This is a genomic window from Lysinibacillus sp. Bpr_S20 (assembly GCF_023337835.1).
In the GTDB taxonomy this organism is placed as follows: domain Bacteria; phylum Bacillota; class Bacilli; order Bacillales_A; family Planococcaceae; genus Lysinibacillus.
In genome coordinates, this window is sequence record NZ_JALNLQ010000001.1 from 670,826 (window position 1) to 686,648 (window position 15,823).

Consider the following 15,823-nt stretch of genomic DNA (forward strand, 5'->3'; position numbering starts at 1 on the left):
GCATTTTATTTACTTAGTAGCAATAAGAGCTTTTATAATTTCATTCCAGTAGTCTTTAAAAGTTTTTTTCCTTTTAGTTAAATGAATAATCTTTTTCTTTTTGACGTTTTTTGTTAGGCTCTTCATAGAAAAATCTCCTTATAAATATGGTATGCAAATGTCTAACGGTCAATAAAATGAATGCCGCTCAATTTAAACGCATCTGAATTTGGAGTATATCCTACTAATCTTTTTGTTTCTTCAATATTTAAACGTTTAAAACGATTATCAGATAAACCATGTAATATTGAGAAGTGGGGTAGATTTTTAGCAGTAATCGTTTTAAGGAGAAGATCACTAAAATCCTCTGGGCTTATATATGCACTCATGTCTCGAGCTGAAAGTGGCTGACCCTCAGGCTTGTAATCGTCATAAGCACCAATACGAATAACGATACTTTGTAAGTGTTTCTCATAAGCGAAGTATGATGCTAGTGCTTCCACAAAACATTTACTAACCCCATACATATTCTTTGGTCTAACAGGTGAAGAATCGGTAACTTGAAAGTCTAACGGATATCCTTCAACTGTTTGAGCACTGGAAGCAGCTATGACTCTAGTTACCCCGTTATCCGATGCAGCTTTAAAAATATTATATGAACCTTTAATAGTATTCTCTAATAAAGAACTATAAAAATCTGCATTCGGAGAAGGATCTCCTGCTAAATGAATAACAATATTTATGTTTTTACAAGCTTCCTGACATTCTTCTAAACTTGATATATCTAGATAAGTAACTTCATGACCTGACAATTTCTTAAATTTTTCTAAAGGCAATAAATTTATATCTGCCAATTTTAATGGATAGTTTGTTTGTTCCATTAAAGTTTTGGTTATATGTTGGCCGATCTTTCCAGCGGCTCCTGTAATTAAAATTTTTTGCTCCATAAATACAGCTCCTTTTTGTTAAAGTTAAATCTGAGTATAAGTACATGTTTGCCATTAGTACAGCGAATAATTATAATGAAGGACATGAAAAAAATTCTTGGGGTGTCAACGATGAGCTTAGTTAAGTATGAAATTTTTAGTAAAGCAGCAGAATTAAATAGCTTTACAAAAACAGCGGAAGAATTAGGATTAACACAATCTGCTGTAAGCCATGCCATTACTAGTTTAGAAAAAGAGTTTAACTTTCCTTTATTTATTCGTAACAACTCGGCAATTAAGCTAACTCAGAATGGGAAGGATTTATTAATTACTATTCGAAAGATTTTAAATTATAATGATATATTAAAGCAGGAAATAAACGCTATTAACGGATTAAATAAAGGAACGGTAAAGGTAGGGGTATTTAGTAGCGTATCTACAAACTGGATTCCTTATATTATTAAGGAAATGGAGAAGAACTATCCTAATATAGAAATTCAACTAATTGAAGGAAATTATGCTGAGATAGAGAAATGGTTGCTAGATAGTGAGGTAGATTGTGGTTTTATTAATAATAATACTACGTCATTGCAATCATTTGAAATTGTAAAATTAAAGTCTGAGCCACTTTTATGTGTAGTTTCAGAGCAATCACCTTTACGAAGCAATAAGCATCTATCTTTTGAAGAAATAGAAAATGCTCCCTTCATTATGCCTACTTATCAATGCTTTGACGATATACAATTATTTTTTAAAGAAAATAACATTGAGCCAAATATTCGATTCGAAAATATGAACGAAAATTCTATTTTTTCGATGGTTGAGAATAATTTAGGTATTAGTATTTTACCGGAAATGATTATCCCAAAAGGATTAAATTCCATAAAGGTTATCCCACTTGAATTAGAGCAAACACGAACGATTGGATTAGCGATCAGAACGCCTATTTCACCTGCAGTTAAAAAGTTCACGGAGATTACTGAGAATTGGGTGAAAAATAAGGGCAATAGTTAATTAAATCATTTTAAAAATCTTGTTACATAGAAGGTAGCAAGATTTTTCTTTGTTATTGACAGGTGTGTAAATTAGAGGGGAATTGGATTGAGCGATAAATAGAGTTTTTTGTTATGTGTCTATTCTGATTGTAGTGAAGGGCTACAAGTGCTTCTGTCGCATCACTTTCGTCGCTGAGCAAAGCTTCCAGCGGGAAAGTGAGACGACGAGACCCTACACGAAGTGGATGTTTTCTGTAAGAAAGCATAGTGCTATAGCAGAGGAAGCGACCCGATGCCCGTAATAAAAGGTTGTTTTTTAAGTGCTTTTTATAAAAATACTTGAGCTTCACAATGTGTAAAACTTTATAATACTTTTAATTGGTGAAAAGTATTTCAAGGTTAAATTCCTGAAAATGCTTAGCCGATAAAATTTCAAGAGATGGGAGTTAGTCGAGAACATAAACAGAATATAAACTATGGGGGGAATAAATATGCCTTTGTTTTCACAAACGATAACTGACTTTTGGGAGTCGCAATTTTTTAATGGAGATGTTATCTACAACGATGAATCCTTTACTGTCACCATCAACCATGACCTGAACGAAGATAGTCGAGTCATGGTGCTGGAAACTTCTGATGGCCGGGTTTTGGCAGTCTTGACGCCTGAAATGGCCGAGAAGTTAGACCTTTCTAAAGGACAAGAACTATCTGAGCTAGACTTCTGTCATAAATTGAATGAAGGAGGAGTCATCCTGCATGGTGCAGATTATCTTTTTTATTTTTCGGAAGCAGAAAAAAACGTCTTGCTGCAAGAAAACCAGGAAGAGACATTGCGCCAATTAACAGAACAGGATGATGCGATTTTCTCAGAGTTTGAATCCTCCGCTTCTGAACAAGATTTGGATGACGCTTATGTAGAGTTGGACCATTGGGCAGTATTTGGCTCTTTTGAACGAAATCGCTTGGTCTGTGCTGCTAGCATGTATCCTTGGGAAGATGATGTACAAATAGCGGATCTCGGCGTATTGACTCTGTCATCTTTTAGAGGAAAAGGTCATGCTCGTAAAGTGGTGCGTTCAATCTGCAAATACGCCTATGAGCATGGTTACGAACCACAGTATAGATGCCAGCTCGATAACGAGGCTTCTACATTTTTAGCTAAAGCAGCTGGTTTAACGCTGTTTGGAAAGTGGAATGTGATTTCCCCTGACTGTACAATCGGTGGGTCTGAATAGGTTTGCGGAATAACGTTTAAAATTTTAATTCAAAAATAAACCGGCCATTTTTTTATTAAAAAAAATCGAACTTAGTTATTTTAATTACTTGCATCTTACTAATCATTCAAATGGGAAGTTCGTATAAGAGTTTTCAGGAAGATATTTTTGATAAATCGTGGTTTTCAATTATACTTTCAAGTTCATACTAGAGGTCCAGTGAGAAAAATTGAAATACCTTAACACCTTTAAGAGAATGCTTCTATATTGTTAAATATAGAGCAATTCTTGGAGGTGTTTTTATATTGATGTAGGGTAAATACTCCGCTAAAAGTGAGCCTGAACGCCACTGAAGTTATATTAATATTAATTACTTGATTGATTTGATCGCTTGAGATTCACACAGTGTGAGGCACTATAATGTGGCCATACACTATTAAGATCGGTTGCTAGCGGGATAGTATCGAAAGGAGTGGGAGCAGAGTAAGAATGAATTTTTTAAATGTGATATATAGATTTAAAGAGGTGCTATAAGCATTGTAATTATTAGCGGATGTGCTCAGGAGAAAGATATCAACAATGGTAAGGAGGTAGAAAATGTGGAAAAATATACATTTCCAGATGAAAAAAATGAACATGAAGGAACTTGGTTACAATGGCCTCATGCATACACTTATGGTGAAGACTATAGAAAAGAAATAGAACATGTTTGGATTGAGATGGCAGCCGCATTAAGCGAAGGTGAAAAAGTTCATATTGTTGCATACAACCAGACTGAACAAGAAAAAATTATAAATATTTTAAAGAGCCAAAATATCAATATGAAAATGATTGATTTCTTTATTGCTCCTAATGATGATGTATGGTCAAGAGATAATGGTCCAATTTTTGTGTATGATCAACATAAAAATTTGAAAATTTGGAGTCCAAAATTTAATGGATGGGGAGAGAAAACTCCTTTTGAAGAGGATGCTTTGATAAGCGAACGTATCAGTCGGGAGTTAACCATAGAAAGAATTGATATGAACGAATTTGTTATTGAAGGCGGAGCGATGGAGCTGGACGGCAAGGGGACCTTTTTATCAACGAGAAGCTCTGTCGTCAACAAAAACAGAAATCCTAACTTATCCGAAGCGGAAATTGAAAACTATCTCAGTAGCCTTAATGTGACAAATTTTATTTGGCTCGATGGAGTCCCTGGCGCAGATATAACTGATTTTCATATTGATGGATTTGCTAAGTTTTACGATCAAAAAACAATTATTACATTTTCGGAAAATGATTTGGTCGAATGGGGTCTATCAACTAAGGATATTAAAATATTGTTGAATGCTAAAAATGCTTTAGGTGAGCCCTATGAATATGTATATTTGCCGCTTAGTAAACATAATGTCGCGTTAGAAAATGAGGAAGTTTTAAAAGAAAAAGGTTCGTATGTAAATTTCTATATAGGGAATAAAGTCGTGTTGGTTCCTAACTATAATGACCCTAATGATGAGATAGCAAATGATATTATCCAAAAACTCTATCCTGAGCGTAAAGTAGTAGGTATTGATGTTAGGTCGCTTTATCAGCATGGTGGTATGATTCATTGTGTAACACAACAACAACCAGTTAGATTAAATGGATAGGTGAACAGCTATCATGATATAACAATTGAACCTATGCAGCAAATATGTTCATGGGTTTCGAGGGAAATTTCAAACTTTAACGAAAATGAATAATGACGATCTAGCTCCTTTTTTCGAAAAGCTTTTTGAGCATACGCCCACTGATCCAGCAAGCCAAAGAATGGTTGCTTTGCAAGAGAGAGAGGCATTTGGCCATCGAAGCAAAGGAGTAGGAAAGCAGCTAATGCAGTGGGCACAGGATTTTGCTTAAGCAAAGCCAAATATTGATAGGCTAAGTTTACACGTTTCGGGTAAAAATCCAAGGGCCAAGTTTTTATACGAGAAATTATCATTCCATACTTATTTACAAGAAAATAGTTTCCTCTGGCATTTTTTATTTGATGAAAAGGAATGGTATTATATGGGGAGGCTATAACTCTTTAGTTAGAGATTTATTCGGAAAACCATGCTGTGTAGAGTCACTATCCGATAAATGCAGGTAGCAATTCTCCTATATTGCATTGTATTTGTATTTTTTAACTTATTGGTGAATAGAGAATCTTAATTATTTTTACACAATCGATTTCATGTTTCTAGAAAAGGAGAATCACACTTATGAATCATAAAGAATTAAAAAAGATCGCAACTGCAGTTACTTCACCTACAGAATTAAATGATTTTGTTCAGTACGGAAGTGTTGGGGCAGCCATTGAAACTGTAGATGGTAATATCTATACAGGGATTAGTATAGATACAGCTTGTTCCATGGGTTTTTGTGCAGAGCATGCAGCGGTTGCTGACATGTTGAAGAATGGAGAATATCAAATAAAAGCTTTTGTAGCAGTAGACTCAGAAGGTAATGTTGTTCCACCATGTGGGCGTTGCCGTGAGTTGATCAGCCAGCTTTCAAAAGGAAATTTAGAAGCAGTTGTAGAGGTTGAAAATGATACGTTTGTTTTATTGAAAGAGATTTTGCCGTATGACTGGAAAACCAATCAAGGTAGGGAATGGTAATTGGTTACTCTTTACACTTTATAAATAAACAAATACGTACGAAAACATCATTCCAGTATTAATTCAGAACATTTACTTTCTATCGATTAAAGAGGAAGGCAAAGCTAGTAACAATGGCTTTAGTGGGAGAAAACTATGTTAAGTTCAAAGCTGGTTTTCATGATTTAAAAACTTTATGCATTCAGCAATCACGTAATCTCCTATGATTAGTAAGTAACTTCAATGCTGTTCCTGAATTTCCTTCGTTTCAATCCAGCAAAAATGCAAAAGGAAGAAAAACAACTTGTTTTTCTTCCTTTTGATTTAAGGGCTTATACTACCTATTTTTATTTACCCCGATGTACATAATGCTGTGTGGCATTTCCTGCATTAAATTGCTCAGTAATATATTGGACAGCCTGTTGTAGCGCTAATTTACTGTTACAAGTGAAAACATCTATTGCGGCATAACCGAATTCTGGCCACGTATGAATAGTCAAATGTGATTCTTGAATAATGACTACACCGCTAACTCCATAAGGTGAAAAATGGTGGAAATGTTCGGTCACAATTGTTGCCTTTGCTTTATGGGCAGCTTGACACATAATCTTTTTAATTTGTTGTACGTCATTGAGCAAGGCAACATTGCAATCGTGCAACTCTAATAAAATATGATGCCCTAATGCTTGCTGGGATTGTGATTTTTCTACTGTTCTCTTAATTTGTGAAAACTTGTTGTTTTTGCAATACGCACAACCGCTGGAATGAAGTTGAGTAATCGTAGTATATTCGTTGCCAGCACCTACTGTAAGTGAGTTCTTACAATGATTACACTGATAAACAACAGATTTCCGCTCAACCTCTCCTGTGTAAATTGATCGCGTAAATTTACGCTGATTAGGAATGTAGGGAATCATTTGATCGGTTGTTTGTAAAACAAATAACTGGCTTGTAGCGCCTAAAATCTGCGCACCTTCATAAGTATTTATGTCGTATTTAATACTATTAATTACAAAGCCCATAGCATGTAAGCTTTGCTGTAGCTCCCACTGTTTTTGATAGCTACGTTTGGCGTAGGAAAAAAACACATGCCGCATTGCTTCTGGCTTTAGTGCATCAATTGCACGAGATAAAAAGAGCTGTGCGCCAATCAAGGTATATGGTGTATCTGTGTATACGCAATCAAACTGTTGAGCGTATCGATTTGGTAGTGGCTTCTGAACGTTATAATAATCTGCTTTAATCGGAATCTCATAGTCTTTAGCTATTTTGTCAATAGTCCTTAAAACGCGTCTATCAATATCTAACACAACAATTTTAGTTGCAGAATGTGGAGCGATTTTCTTTAGTAAAAACGCTAGTGCAATACTGATAAAATCATCATCGCCTAAACACAAAATACGCTTATTGAGTAGCATCGAATAATCCAGTGCAAGCAATGCACGTTTTAAGGCTGTCTCAACTGTACATTTTGCTTGATCAATTGCCACGTCAGCTGTAGGTCTAGCATCATAAATAGTGCTTAATTCGCTTATATGTTGATTAATCCATTCTGTCCGAAATGCTTCATCTGTCGTTAATTGAAGGTAGAGTTCAGCATTGGCACCTGAGAGTTGAAAATATTGCGAAACGGCTAGCTTGCCTTTTTTCGTTAAGCTATGTTTCCCCCAACCTTGTTTGGCAAATTCTTTCTTCATTGCTGAAACGATGGGTATTGGTAAGTCTGTCATATAAGCTAAAGATTTAGTTGTACAATTTTTATAGAAATATAAAGAAAGTAGAGCTTTTTCTAATGTATGATAATGTTCTTCAAGCTGCATATCAGCTGTAATTTGTTGTAATTGTTTTTGCATTGTAGAATCGTCCTCTCAATTTTAATAAGTACAAAATTAAAATTGTCTAAATCAACGAATAGAAAAAGCGCGACTAAAATTAGTCGCGCTAAAGTTTATACTAAGCTCACTAATTCTAATCCTGCTATTTTTTGCACAACAAATAACACCCATAAAAGGTGGTATTGTTCAACAAAATTAAGCTATAACGTTGATTTAGATTAGAATTCTACAGTAACAAAAAGTTCACCCTTTAATAAAATAGTACTTCAACTATATAATAGATATAGTAAATATGCAAATTTTAGTATTTCTCGCTAATCTGTGAATTTTGCTCAAAATGTGGATAGTAATTTATAAAAGGGGATAGGAATGTCCTTATACAAATTGCGAAGGATGAGCCATCAAAATAATTAGAACATAAAGCTAGGCATTTATGATGGAACATTTATTTTTTTGGAGATAAATGTAATCAGGAAACTTGCGAACAGTACATCTTTTTTCAACATGAAGGCATAAATATTGAAATAGCTAATATTCAGTGCTATTATGGATATATAAAGTCTTTTATTGGGGTGAATAACAGTAATGAAATATTCTAAGGCTACCAATTATGCACTACACACAATGCTTTTTCTTGCAAAACAAATACCAAATAAACCAATGGGTGTCCAACAATTAGCTGAGATGCAAAATGTCTCTCCCACTTATTTATCTAAAATACTAACTAAGTTAGTAAAAGAGGGAATGATCAACTCCGTTTCGGGTGCTAATGGTGGATATACACTTCGTCACGATTGGGAAGATATTTCATTTTTAGATATTATACATGCAGTTGAAGGCAAATCTTCGTTGTTTGATTGTTGTTTATACAATGATCCTAAGTGTGTAATAAAAGAAGTAATGTTATCTGCGGAAGAAAAACTGGAGAATGAGCTAAGAAATAGAAAAATATCGGATCTTGTGAAAAAATAGTCGTGGATTTAGTCCACTATTATTTTTTGAACAATTGCGGATATAATGAGTCTTTTAAGTCTTTAAAAAGTTAACGGGCGATCTTAGAATTTTTACACTCTGGAATTTTTCTTGGTGCTTATTTTTAAAAATATCAAATGGTTATAGCTTAGATTATGCTGTTTAAACTTTAATTTTGGACTAAAATGCATGTTGTACAACATGTACTCTAAACAATTAATGGAGGAAAGTTACATGGAATTTTTTGATTGTGCAGTTATAGGTGCAGGTGCCGCTGGTTTAAATGCAAGTTTGATTTTAGGAAGGTCCCGTAAAAAAGTCGCGTTATTTGATAATGGGACAAATCGGAATCGAGTGACTCAGGAATCACATGGGTTTCTAACACGTGATGGGATTAAACCAGCAGAGTTTAAAGAAATAGCTATAAATGATGTAAAAAAATACCCATCAGTTCATTTTTATAAAAACACGGTTATGAATATAACAAAGCAATCAAACGGATTGTTTAAAATTGAAACGTTAGAAGATGTAGAGATTGTTGCAGAGAGAATTATATTAGCAACAGGTGTACAAGAGGAATTCCCATCGGTTTCGGACATTAAAAAGTATTATGGAAAAAGTTTATTTAGCTGCCCAACTTGTGATGGATGGGAATTAAGAGATCAACCCCTAATTATTATTTCAGAAAATGAAGAACATACTCTTTTTAAAGGAAAGCTTATTTATAACTGGTCAAAGGATTTAGTAATAGCGACAAATGGTCAGGAACTTTCTACTCCGACATTGAATGAACTACAAAGAAAAGATATAACAGTTATTACTGAACCTATTCAGAATCTAAATGGTGAGGACGGATATTTAAACAAAGTAGTGTTTAGCTCTGGACTTGAAATTGAAAGAGCTGGAGGATTTATAGTCCCTATTTTTGTACGTCCCAATCAATTTGCTGAGCAGCTTAGTTGTCAATTAAATGAAAATGGTAGCATTGTGACAGATGAGGCAGGGCGAACGTCACAGGAAAATGTTTATGCAGCGGGGGAGACAGCTAAATTGGGTCAGTCTTCATTAATAGTTGCTGCTGCTGAAGGATATAAAAGCGCGATGGCAGTTGTTTTTGATAGTACAATTTAAAACTTCACTTTAATTACGGATATTAAAGGTCTCTTTAGTATTTATTGAAAGGGGGGATTGTAGGTTCAGGTAATTAACACGTAAAGCATATTTTATCTTTAAATTTTATATTTCCATGAAGGAGGAAAAATTATGGCAATTGCACATGTAACAACAAAGCAAGAATTAAGAGAACACTTAGAAACTGAAAAAATGGTGTTAATAAATTTTTGGGCGGAGTGGTGTAGCCCATGTAAAATGTTCGGAATGGTTCTTAATCAACTTAACGATGAATGTAGTGATAAGGTGAAAATTTTAAGGGTGAATGTTGACAAAAGCCCAGAGCTTGCAGCGGAATACCAGGTACTTGGGATTCCTCATTCCCGTTTAATTATTCATAATAAATTACATGAACCAATTGTTGGATACATTCCTTTTGAAAATCTAAAACAAATTATTGGCGTTTGATTCGTCATAAATACAGGAGGGAAATAGATGAAAATTTTTGATTGTGCAATTATTGGTGGAGGACCAGCAGGATTAAATGCAGCATTATTGTTAGGTAGAGCGAATCGAATAGTAGCATTGTTTGATACAAATAATGACCATCTTGCATTCGAGCTTCAAGAGAGTATTTCAAGAAATGGCAATGCAGCTATTGAATTCATGCAAGTAGCAAAAGAAAAATTAAATCAATACCCTACTATACATTCCATTGTTAGTCAAAGCGTTAGGGCTATTAAACAATCAGACAATAAGCTTTTTAAAATTTATACAGAAGATGGCGAGAGTTTCCTTGCTGAAAAAATCCTTTTGACAGATGGTACAAAAATACAGACTGATATCCCAAATATTCAGCAATATTATAATAAAAGTATTTTTACTTCGCCATACGGCTATGGTTGGGAATTAAAGGATAAAAAATTGATTTATATAAATGAAACAGGCGATGTTGCACGAACTGCTAAAATAATTTATAACTTATCAAATAATTTAGTCGTGGCAACAAACGGTCATGAAATAAAGGAAAATGAAAAGAAAGAGCTTGAGAATAAAGGGATAAATGTGATTACCAATAAGATTAAAGAAATGAAAGGATCTAATGGGACATTGAATAGTGTTATTTTTGAAGATGGGTTAGAAATTGAACGGGAAGCAGGTTTTATTACCCCATCCATTTATACAACAAATACCATTGGTCAAGGATTTTCCTGTGATTTAGATGAACAAGGGTTAATCATTGTTGATCACTTCGGAAGAACATCGGAAAAAAATGTATATGCTGCCGGTGATGCTGCTCAACCTGCACCAACGGAAATTGTTCTTTCAGAAGCAACGGGAATTCAAGTAGCAATAACAATTAATTCAGATTTATCAATTGAAAAATTTTGAAAAATTTAACATACTCTCATCTTAAAAGATGGTGAGATGAAAGTGATTGTAATTCCTATTCAGCGGGTCTAAACACCTGCTGAATGAAGATAAAACCTCAATTTATTTTTCCCGATAAAAAAAGTAAAAAAATTAAGGTGTCATCAGGACTTTTAATTGTTGTAGATTTAATATTAATGAAACCTTTAGTGTGCCAGTTTTTAAACTGTCACACCATTTTTTTAGTCAATATCTTACAAGAGTGCATTAACTAAATGTGTTACATTAATTATCAGAAATCAAAAGGAGGCTGTTCGTATGGGACGAGAAGAAAGAACGGTATGTTTTGATTATGATCTACAAATAGAAGCTTATCGTTTTGAAGGTATCATGCAAAAGTTTCCGAACCATTTCCATGAATATTATGTGATTGGGTTTATAGAGAGTGGACAAAGACGATTATTTTCTAAGAACAAAGAATATGTAATAGGTACCGGTGATATTATATTTTTTAACCCCATGGACAATCACGCCTGTGAATCAATTGATAACGAAAAATTAGACTATCGCTGCTTGAATATCAAGCCTGAAATCATGCGAAAAGTTACAAAAGAGATTACAGGGCAAGATTATCTTCCATCCTTTGCTTCACCTGTTGCCTATAGTAGTGAAAAAGCTCATTTGTTGCAAAAACTTCACCAGATGATTATGGATGAAATATCAGATTTAGAGAAAGAAGAAACTTTTTATATTCTCATTCAACAGCTTATCGAAGAATATACCGAAGCCATCAAAGATACAGAACCGAGAGCTATTAATCAAGATGTTGAAAATGTCTGTCACTACCTAGAAGAACATTATGCAGAACATATTGCTTTAGATGATTTAGCGAAGATAGCTAATATGAACAAATATTCCCTGCTACGCTCATTTACACGAATGAAGGGGATTACCCCGTATCGTTACTTACAAACGGTACGTATTAATGAAGCAAAGAAACGATTGGAACAGGGTGTAAAACCACTTGATGCGGCAATAGAGACAGGTTTTGTAGATCAAAGTCATTTAAGTAATTTCTTTGTAGAATTTATTGGATTAACCCCCGGGCAATACAGGGATATTTTTAAATGATCTGCTTTAAATTTATTACCATTTAATTTGAGGTTCAATCCAAATGCAGGAGTTTGATTTTTGTGGGTAAAAATCAATCATCGGAAAAATGTAATCCTAAATAAGATAAAAAATAAGGGTGTGATCATTTCATGTTTAATGAAGAAAGACGCTTTTCCAAAGCACTCAAATCGATTGCTAGAGATCAAGTACTAAAAGCCTATTTTCAAAATTCTAAAGAACTTTTCCCGATTTTTATTAAAGGTGCTAACCGATTTGTGGCCGGAGAAACACGTACGGAAGGGATAGAACGCGTTATATATCTATATAACAAAGGTTATCAGATTTCATTGGAATTTATCGGCGAAAATACAACATCCGAAGAAGACTGTATGCTTGCCAAAAACGAATTCAAAGAATTAATAAAAGATCTCGGGAATAATCAAATGAAGGCTACCGTATCATTTGATCTTTCTCATATTGGAATGATGATTTCTGATGCAGTAGCATTTACTAATTTAGAAGAATTAGCAAAAGAAGCACAAAAGCATAATATTCAACTTATGATAAGTATGGAAGAATCACAAAAAACAGATAAAATTTTATCACTATATAAAAGGATATCTAAGTCATTTTCAAATGTTGGGATAACATTACAAGTTCATTTGAATCGTTCTTCTATGGACTTAAATGATCTATTGAAAACCTCGGGTAAAATACGTTTAGTAAAGGGGGCTTATCAAGAGTCTGAAGATCTGTATATTGCAAGATCCGAAGAGTTAAATAAACGGTATATAGAATTTGTATCTATGTGTATAGATAGTAATCAGCCACTATCTGTTGCTACACATGATGAAAATTTATTGATGGACCTAAAAGCAAAAGGATTTCTTTATAGTCCGAATGTTGAGGTAGAGATGCTAGATGGGGTTCGACCTGATTTATTAAGATCTTTAAAGGAGGATAATATCCAGGCTAAAGTTTATGTAACATATGGTAGTGAGTGGTATTTATATTTAGTTCATCGTATTGCTGAATATCCATCGAATATTTATACATTTATTTCAGATATAATTGAACAAAATACTGATAAAGAAAAAATAAATACCTACTAATATATCCTATAATTTAGTATCTCCCACAATCGAGCGCGTTTATGGAATAAGAAAAATGTTAAAGGGTGAAGGGTGACAAAATTAAGACTTCCTATAGTTATTTTTGTTGCAAATACAACAAAAATAAGTTAAATTGAATACATGCCTTTTATGTTGCACTTACAATATGAATATTTATAGAGAGTTAATAATAAAGGAGTGTAATCAATGACAGTAAAGTTAGGGAAGAGTACAATAGAAGATTTAATAAAACTACAAGAAATCAGTATCGAAACATTTAATGACACATTTAAAGATCAAAATTCACCTGATAATATGAAAACTTATTTGGAGAAAGCATTTAATACTTTACAGCTGGAGAAAGAATTGTCCAATCCAAATTCGGAATTTTATTTCATCTATTACGACGACGAAACTGCGGGCTATTTAAAGGTAAATGTTAATGAGGCTCAATCTGAAGCTATGGGGGATGACTCACTCGAAATTGAAAGAATTTATATTAGAAACAACTATCAAGGAAAAGGGCTTGGCAAACATTTAATCAACAAAGCGATGGAAAGAGCCGTAGCACAAAACAAAAAAAGCATCTGGTTAGGTGTTTGGGAAAAGAATGATAATGCCCATAGGTTTTTATAAGAAAATAGGTTTTATCCAAACGGGAGGTCACTCTTTTTATATGGGTGATGAAGAACAAATTGATATTATCATGACAAAAACACATATATAAAATATTCATGGCAGAAACGTTGAGATAACAACATTTCTGCCTTCTGTTTTAGTCATTTTCTATTTTTCTTCATGGCTTCTGCTACTGCAGCAGCATTAGGATCCTCTTCTTTAGAAAGCTTGCTTATAATATTTGCGTAATCAGTAGCATTACGATTTTGACTTAATTTATAGGCAGCTTGAACTTCCTTTATGTTAATTCTAAATCCTTTTATTCCTTTTATCTCTTGTTGTAACATTTCAGGAGAAAGTTTATCCCACAATACAGGATTTTCACGGAATTTCTCATATTTTTCAAGTAAAAGAGTTAAATCCTGTTCTAACTCACTTCCTTCTATGAGACTTGCTTTTCCATAAACATGAACTGATTGATAATTCCAGGTTGGTACATTTTCCTTTTCATACCAAGAAGAAGAAATATACGCATGTGGACCATTAAATATAACTAATATTTCATCTATATCCTCAAAAGTCTTCCAAAGAGGATTTCCATATGCAAGGTGACCTGTTAGGTAATATTCATCCTTAATTTTATTCAATAATAATGGTACATGGGATGCTATTGGTTTTCCTTTTCTTATTGAAATAATTGTGGCAAAGGAATTGTCTTTAATAAACTCTTTGATTTCCTCTAAATCAGTTACTTTGTAATACTTAGGAATATACAAGCAAAATCTCTCCTTCTTTATAGAAATCATTGTGGGATGTTACAATAAACAAGATTTTCTCTACCACAATGTAGTTTTTATTATAGGCTGTTTTCAAAAAGATTGTTGCTGTTAAAACATAAAAACATAGTTAGAACCAATTCTGTTTTTATGTAACTAAAGTACCTTGTTAGCATACGAAGAGATCAAATTGACCAATCGCCCCGTTTATTAAGTAAATTTTTCACCAAAAATGTTTCTATATATTAATGTATTTTTCCGAACTTATCACAGCTAATTTCTATAGTAAATAATTTATCAGTTGATAAATTATTATTATGGTGAATACCTTCAATACGAATGCTATACGTTTGGTCATCCAGCAAAGAGGCTTTGTAAGACGTTTGCTCCCACGTTCCTTCCGAACCTTTTGCTACTTGCGTTGATATCTTGTTTATTCCTGCAAATACTTGACCATTTCTAGATTCGCTGTATTGTGTTTCAAAATCCACTATAATCTCAAGTCGAGTTACTATACCTGCAACATAAATATATTTTTCTAATGCCCAACCACCACTTACTTCGGTAGCATCTTGATTTTTATTCTTTGTCATAGCAGCTAACGCTTTACGTTCCTCTTCCAAAAAAGCATCTACTTGTTTCTGAATCCTATTTGCAAAAACTTCCGGTTCTACCCAATCTGCTGCTTTAAATTCATCTATTGGGGAAACTCCCAGTTGCATTCCTAACTTCTGTTGATTTACTTTATCTATGATTTTTACATATTGATTATGATATTCTTTCTTTTGTTCTTGAGATAATTTTAAAGGAGTTTTTGGTCTTTCTTCATTTATATCAGATACAGCATTATCTACTGTTGCTTGATTAACAGGTGAAATCTTAATCTCCTCTTTCTTACCTTGTTCTTCTGTTTCTAACTTTTCATTGCACCCCATGAATACGAATGTAGTTAACAAAATTCCTACATGTAAATATTTTTTCACCTTCATTCAATCCCCTCTGTTACAATATTTTCTATTTATTATACTTCAAAAAAATTAGACGGAATTAATTGATTTGCGATTAGAGATTAAAATTTTTAAAAGGGCTACGGTACAAAGATTTTTGTAAGTGATATATTAAATTGTTTCAAATGCCATTTCCTAACACATGAAAAAGTATCTATTCTTACAATTGAGTAAGAATAGAGCATAAATAGT

14 protein-coding genes and 1 pseudogene are annotated in these 15,823 nt (G+C 33.5%); 11 read left to right on the forward strand and 4 right to left on the reverse strand.

Going from position 1 to position 15,823, the window contains the following annotated elements:
* Positions 1 to 161: 161 nt before the first annotated feature.
* A complete protein-coding gene (locus tag MWJ95_RS03300; protein WP_249104234.1) occupies positions 162 to 926 on the reverse strand; it encodes an NAD-dependent epimerase/dehydratase family protein in 765 nt (254 codons plus the stop codon).
* A gap of 111 nt (positions 927 to 1,037) precedes the next feature.
* On the opposite strand from MWJ95_RS03300, the gene MWJ95_RS03305 reads away from it, so the two are divergent.
* The 4 genes from MWJ95_RS03305 (at position 1,038) to MWJ95_RS03320 (ending at position 5,738) form a co-directional block, all read left to right on the forward strand.
* Positions 1,038 to 1,919, forward strand: coding sequence for a LysR family transcriptional regulator (locus MWJ95_RS03305; RefSeq protein WP_249104238.1), 882 nt, complete (start codon positions 1,038 to 1,040; stop codon positions 1,917 to 1,919).
* Between the two features lie 472 nt (positions 1,920 to 2,391).
* Positions 2,392 to 3,135, forward strand: a complete 744-nt coding sequence (locus MWJ95_RS03310; protein WP_249104240.1) for a GNAT family N-acetyltransferase — start codon at positions 2,392 to 2,394, stop codon at positions 3,133 to 3,135.
* Between the two features lie 509 nt (positions 3,136 to 3,644).
* On the forward strand, positions 3,645 to 4,745 hold the full coding sequence (locus MWJ95_RS03315) for an agmatine deiminase family protein (protein ID WP_249104524.1): 1,101 nt from the start codon (positions 3,645 to 3,647) through the stop codon (positions 4,743 to 4,745).
* Positions 4,746 to 5,339: 594 nt separating this feature from the next.
* Positions 5,340 to 5,738, forward strand: coding sequence for a cytidine deaminase family protein (locus tag MWJ95_RS03320; RefSeq protein WP_249104242.1), 399 nt, complete (start codon positions 5,340 to 5,342; stop codon positions 5,736 to 5,738).
* Between the two features lie 326 nt (positions 5,739 to 6,064).
* On the opposite strand, the gene speD is transcribed toward MWJ95_RS03320, so the two are convergent.
* Complete coding sequence (gene speD, locus MWJ95_RS03325; RefSeq protein WP_249072287.1) at positions 6,065 to 7,570, reverse strand: adenosylmethionine decarboxylase; 1,506 nt, start codon at positions 7,568 to 7,570, stop codon at positions 6,065 to 6,067.
* A 567-nt stretch (positions 7,571 to 8,137) separates the two neighbouring features.
* Here speD and MWJ95_RS03330 point away from each other — a divergent pair.
* The 7 genes and pseudogenes from MWJ95_RS03330 to paiA all read left to right on the forward strand — a co-directional run bounded on the left by MWJ95_RS03330 (position 8,138) and on the right by paiA (position 13,957).
* Positions 8,138 to 8,524: an Rrf2 family transcriptional regulator gene (locus MWJ95_RS03330; protein WP_249072288.1), complete on the forward strand. Its 387-nt coding sequence runs from the start codon at positions 8,138 to 8,140 to the stop codon at positions 8,522 to 8,524.
* Positions 8,525 to 8,758: 234 nt separating this feature from the next.
* Complete coding sequence (locus MWJ95_RS03335; RefSeq protein WP_249104245.1) at positions 8,759 to 9,655, forward strand: NAD(P)/FAD-dependent oxidoreductase; 897 nt, start codon at positions 8,759 to 8,761, stop codon at positions 9,653 to 9,655.
* A gap of 132 nt (positions 9,656 to 9,787) precedes the next feature.
* A complete protein-coding gene (locus MWJ95_RS03340) occupies positions 9,788 to 10,102 on the forward strand; it encodes a thioredoxin family protein (protein WP_249072290.1) in 315 nt (104 codons plus the stop codon).
* 27 nt (positions 10,103 to 10,129) lie between these two features.
* The gene (locus MWJ95_RS03345; RefSeq protein WP_249104246.1) at positions 10,130 to 11,026 is read left to right on the forward strand and encodes an NAD(P)/FAD-dependent oxidoreductase; all 897 of its coding nucleotides are present in this window, start codon (positions 10,130 to 10,132) and stop codon (positions 11,024 to 11,026) included.
* Positions 11,027 to 11,323: 297 nt separating this feature from the next.
* Positions 11,324 to 12,136 carry an AraC family ligand binding domain-containing protein gene (locus MWJ95_RS03350; protein WP_249104249.1) on the forward strand — a complete coding sequence of 271 codons (813 nt, stop codon included), beginning with the start codon at positions 11,324 to 11,326 and terminating at the stop codon, positions 12,134 to 12,136.
* A gap of 131 nt (positions 12,137 to 12,267) precedes the next feature.
* Complete coding sequence (locus tag MWJ95_RS03355) at positions 12,268 to 13,230, forward strand: proline dehydrogenase family protein (protein WP_249104252.1); 963 nt, start codon at positions 12,268 to 12,270, stop codon at positions 13,228 to 13,230.
* Positions 13,231 to 13,437: 207 nt separating this feature from the next.
* Positions 13,438 to 13,957, forward strand: a pseudogene (gene paiA / locus MWJ95_RS03360) (spermidine/spermine N(1)-acetyltransferase).
* Positions 13,958 to 14,009: 52 nt separating this feature from the next.
* Here the strand turns inward: paiA and MWJ95_RS03365 are convergent.
* Both MWJ95_RS03365 and MWJ95_RS03370 read right to left on the reverse strand, forming a co-directional pair.
* The gene (locus tag MWJ95_RS03365; protein ID WP_249104254.1) at positions 14,010 to 14,624 is read right to left on the reverse strand and encodes an FMN-binding negative transcriptional regulator; all 615 of its coding nucleotides are present in this window, start codon (positions 14,622 to 14,624) and stop codon (positions 14,010 to 14,012) included.
* A 245-nt stretch (positions 14,625 to 14,869) separates the two neighbouring features.
* Entirely contained in the window at positions 14,870 to 15,607 is a 738-nt protein-coding gene (locus tag MWJ95_RS03370; protein WP_249104256.1) for a hypothetical protein, read from the reverse strand.
* Positions 15,608 to 15,823: the final 216 nt, after the last annotated feature.

Bases quoted from the DNA above. Each gene is read 5' to 3' on its own strand.
- MWJ95_RS03350 (WP_249104249.1), top strand. From the start codon at position 11,324: ATGGGACGAGAAGAAAGAACGGTATGTTTTGATTATGATCTACAAATA.
- MWJ95_RS03355 (WP_249104252.1), top strand. From the start codon at position 12,268: ATGTTTAATGAAGAAAGACGCTTTTCCAAAGCACTCAAATCGATTGCT.
- MWJ95_RS03345 (WP_249104246.1), top strand. From the start codon at position 10,130: ATGAAAATTTTTGATTGTGCAATTATTGGTGGAGGACCAGCAGGATTA.
- MWJ95_RS03305 (WP_249104238.1), top strand. From the start codon at position 1,038: ATGAGCTTAGTTAAGTATGAAATTTTTAGTAAAGCAGCAGAATTAAAT.
- MWJ95_RS03340 (WP_249072290.1), top strand. From the start codon at position 9,788: ATGGCAATTGCACATGTAACAACAAAGCAAGAATTAAGAGAACACTTA.
- MWJ95_RS03310 (WP_249104240.1), top strand. From the start codon at position 2,392: ATGCCTTTGTTTTCACAAACGATAACTGACTTTTGGGAGTCGCAATTT.
- MWJ95_RS03330 (WP_249072288.1), top strand. From the start codon at position 8,138: ATGAAATATTCTAAGGCTACCAATTATGCACTACACACAATGCTTTTT.
- speD (WP_249072287.1), bottom strand. From the start codon at position 7,570: ATGCAAAAACAATTACAACAAATTACAGCTGATATGCAGCTTGAAGAA.
- MWJ95_RS03320 (WP_249104242.1), top strand. From the start codon at position 5,340: ATGAATCATAAAGAATTAAAAAAGATCGCAACTGCAGTTACTTCACCT.
- MWJ95_RS03300 (WP_249104234.1), bottom strand. From the start codon at position 926: ATGGAGCAAAAAATTTTAATTACAGGAGCCGCTGGAAAGATCGGCCAA.
- MWJ95_RS03335 (WP_249104245.1), top strand. From the start codon at position 8,759: ATGGAATTTTTTGATTGTGCAGTTATAGGTGCAGGTGCCGCTGGTTTA.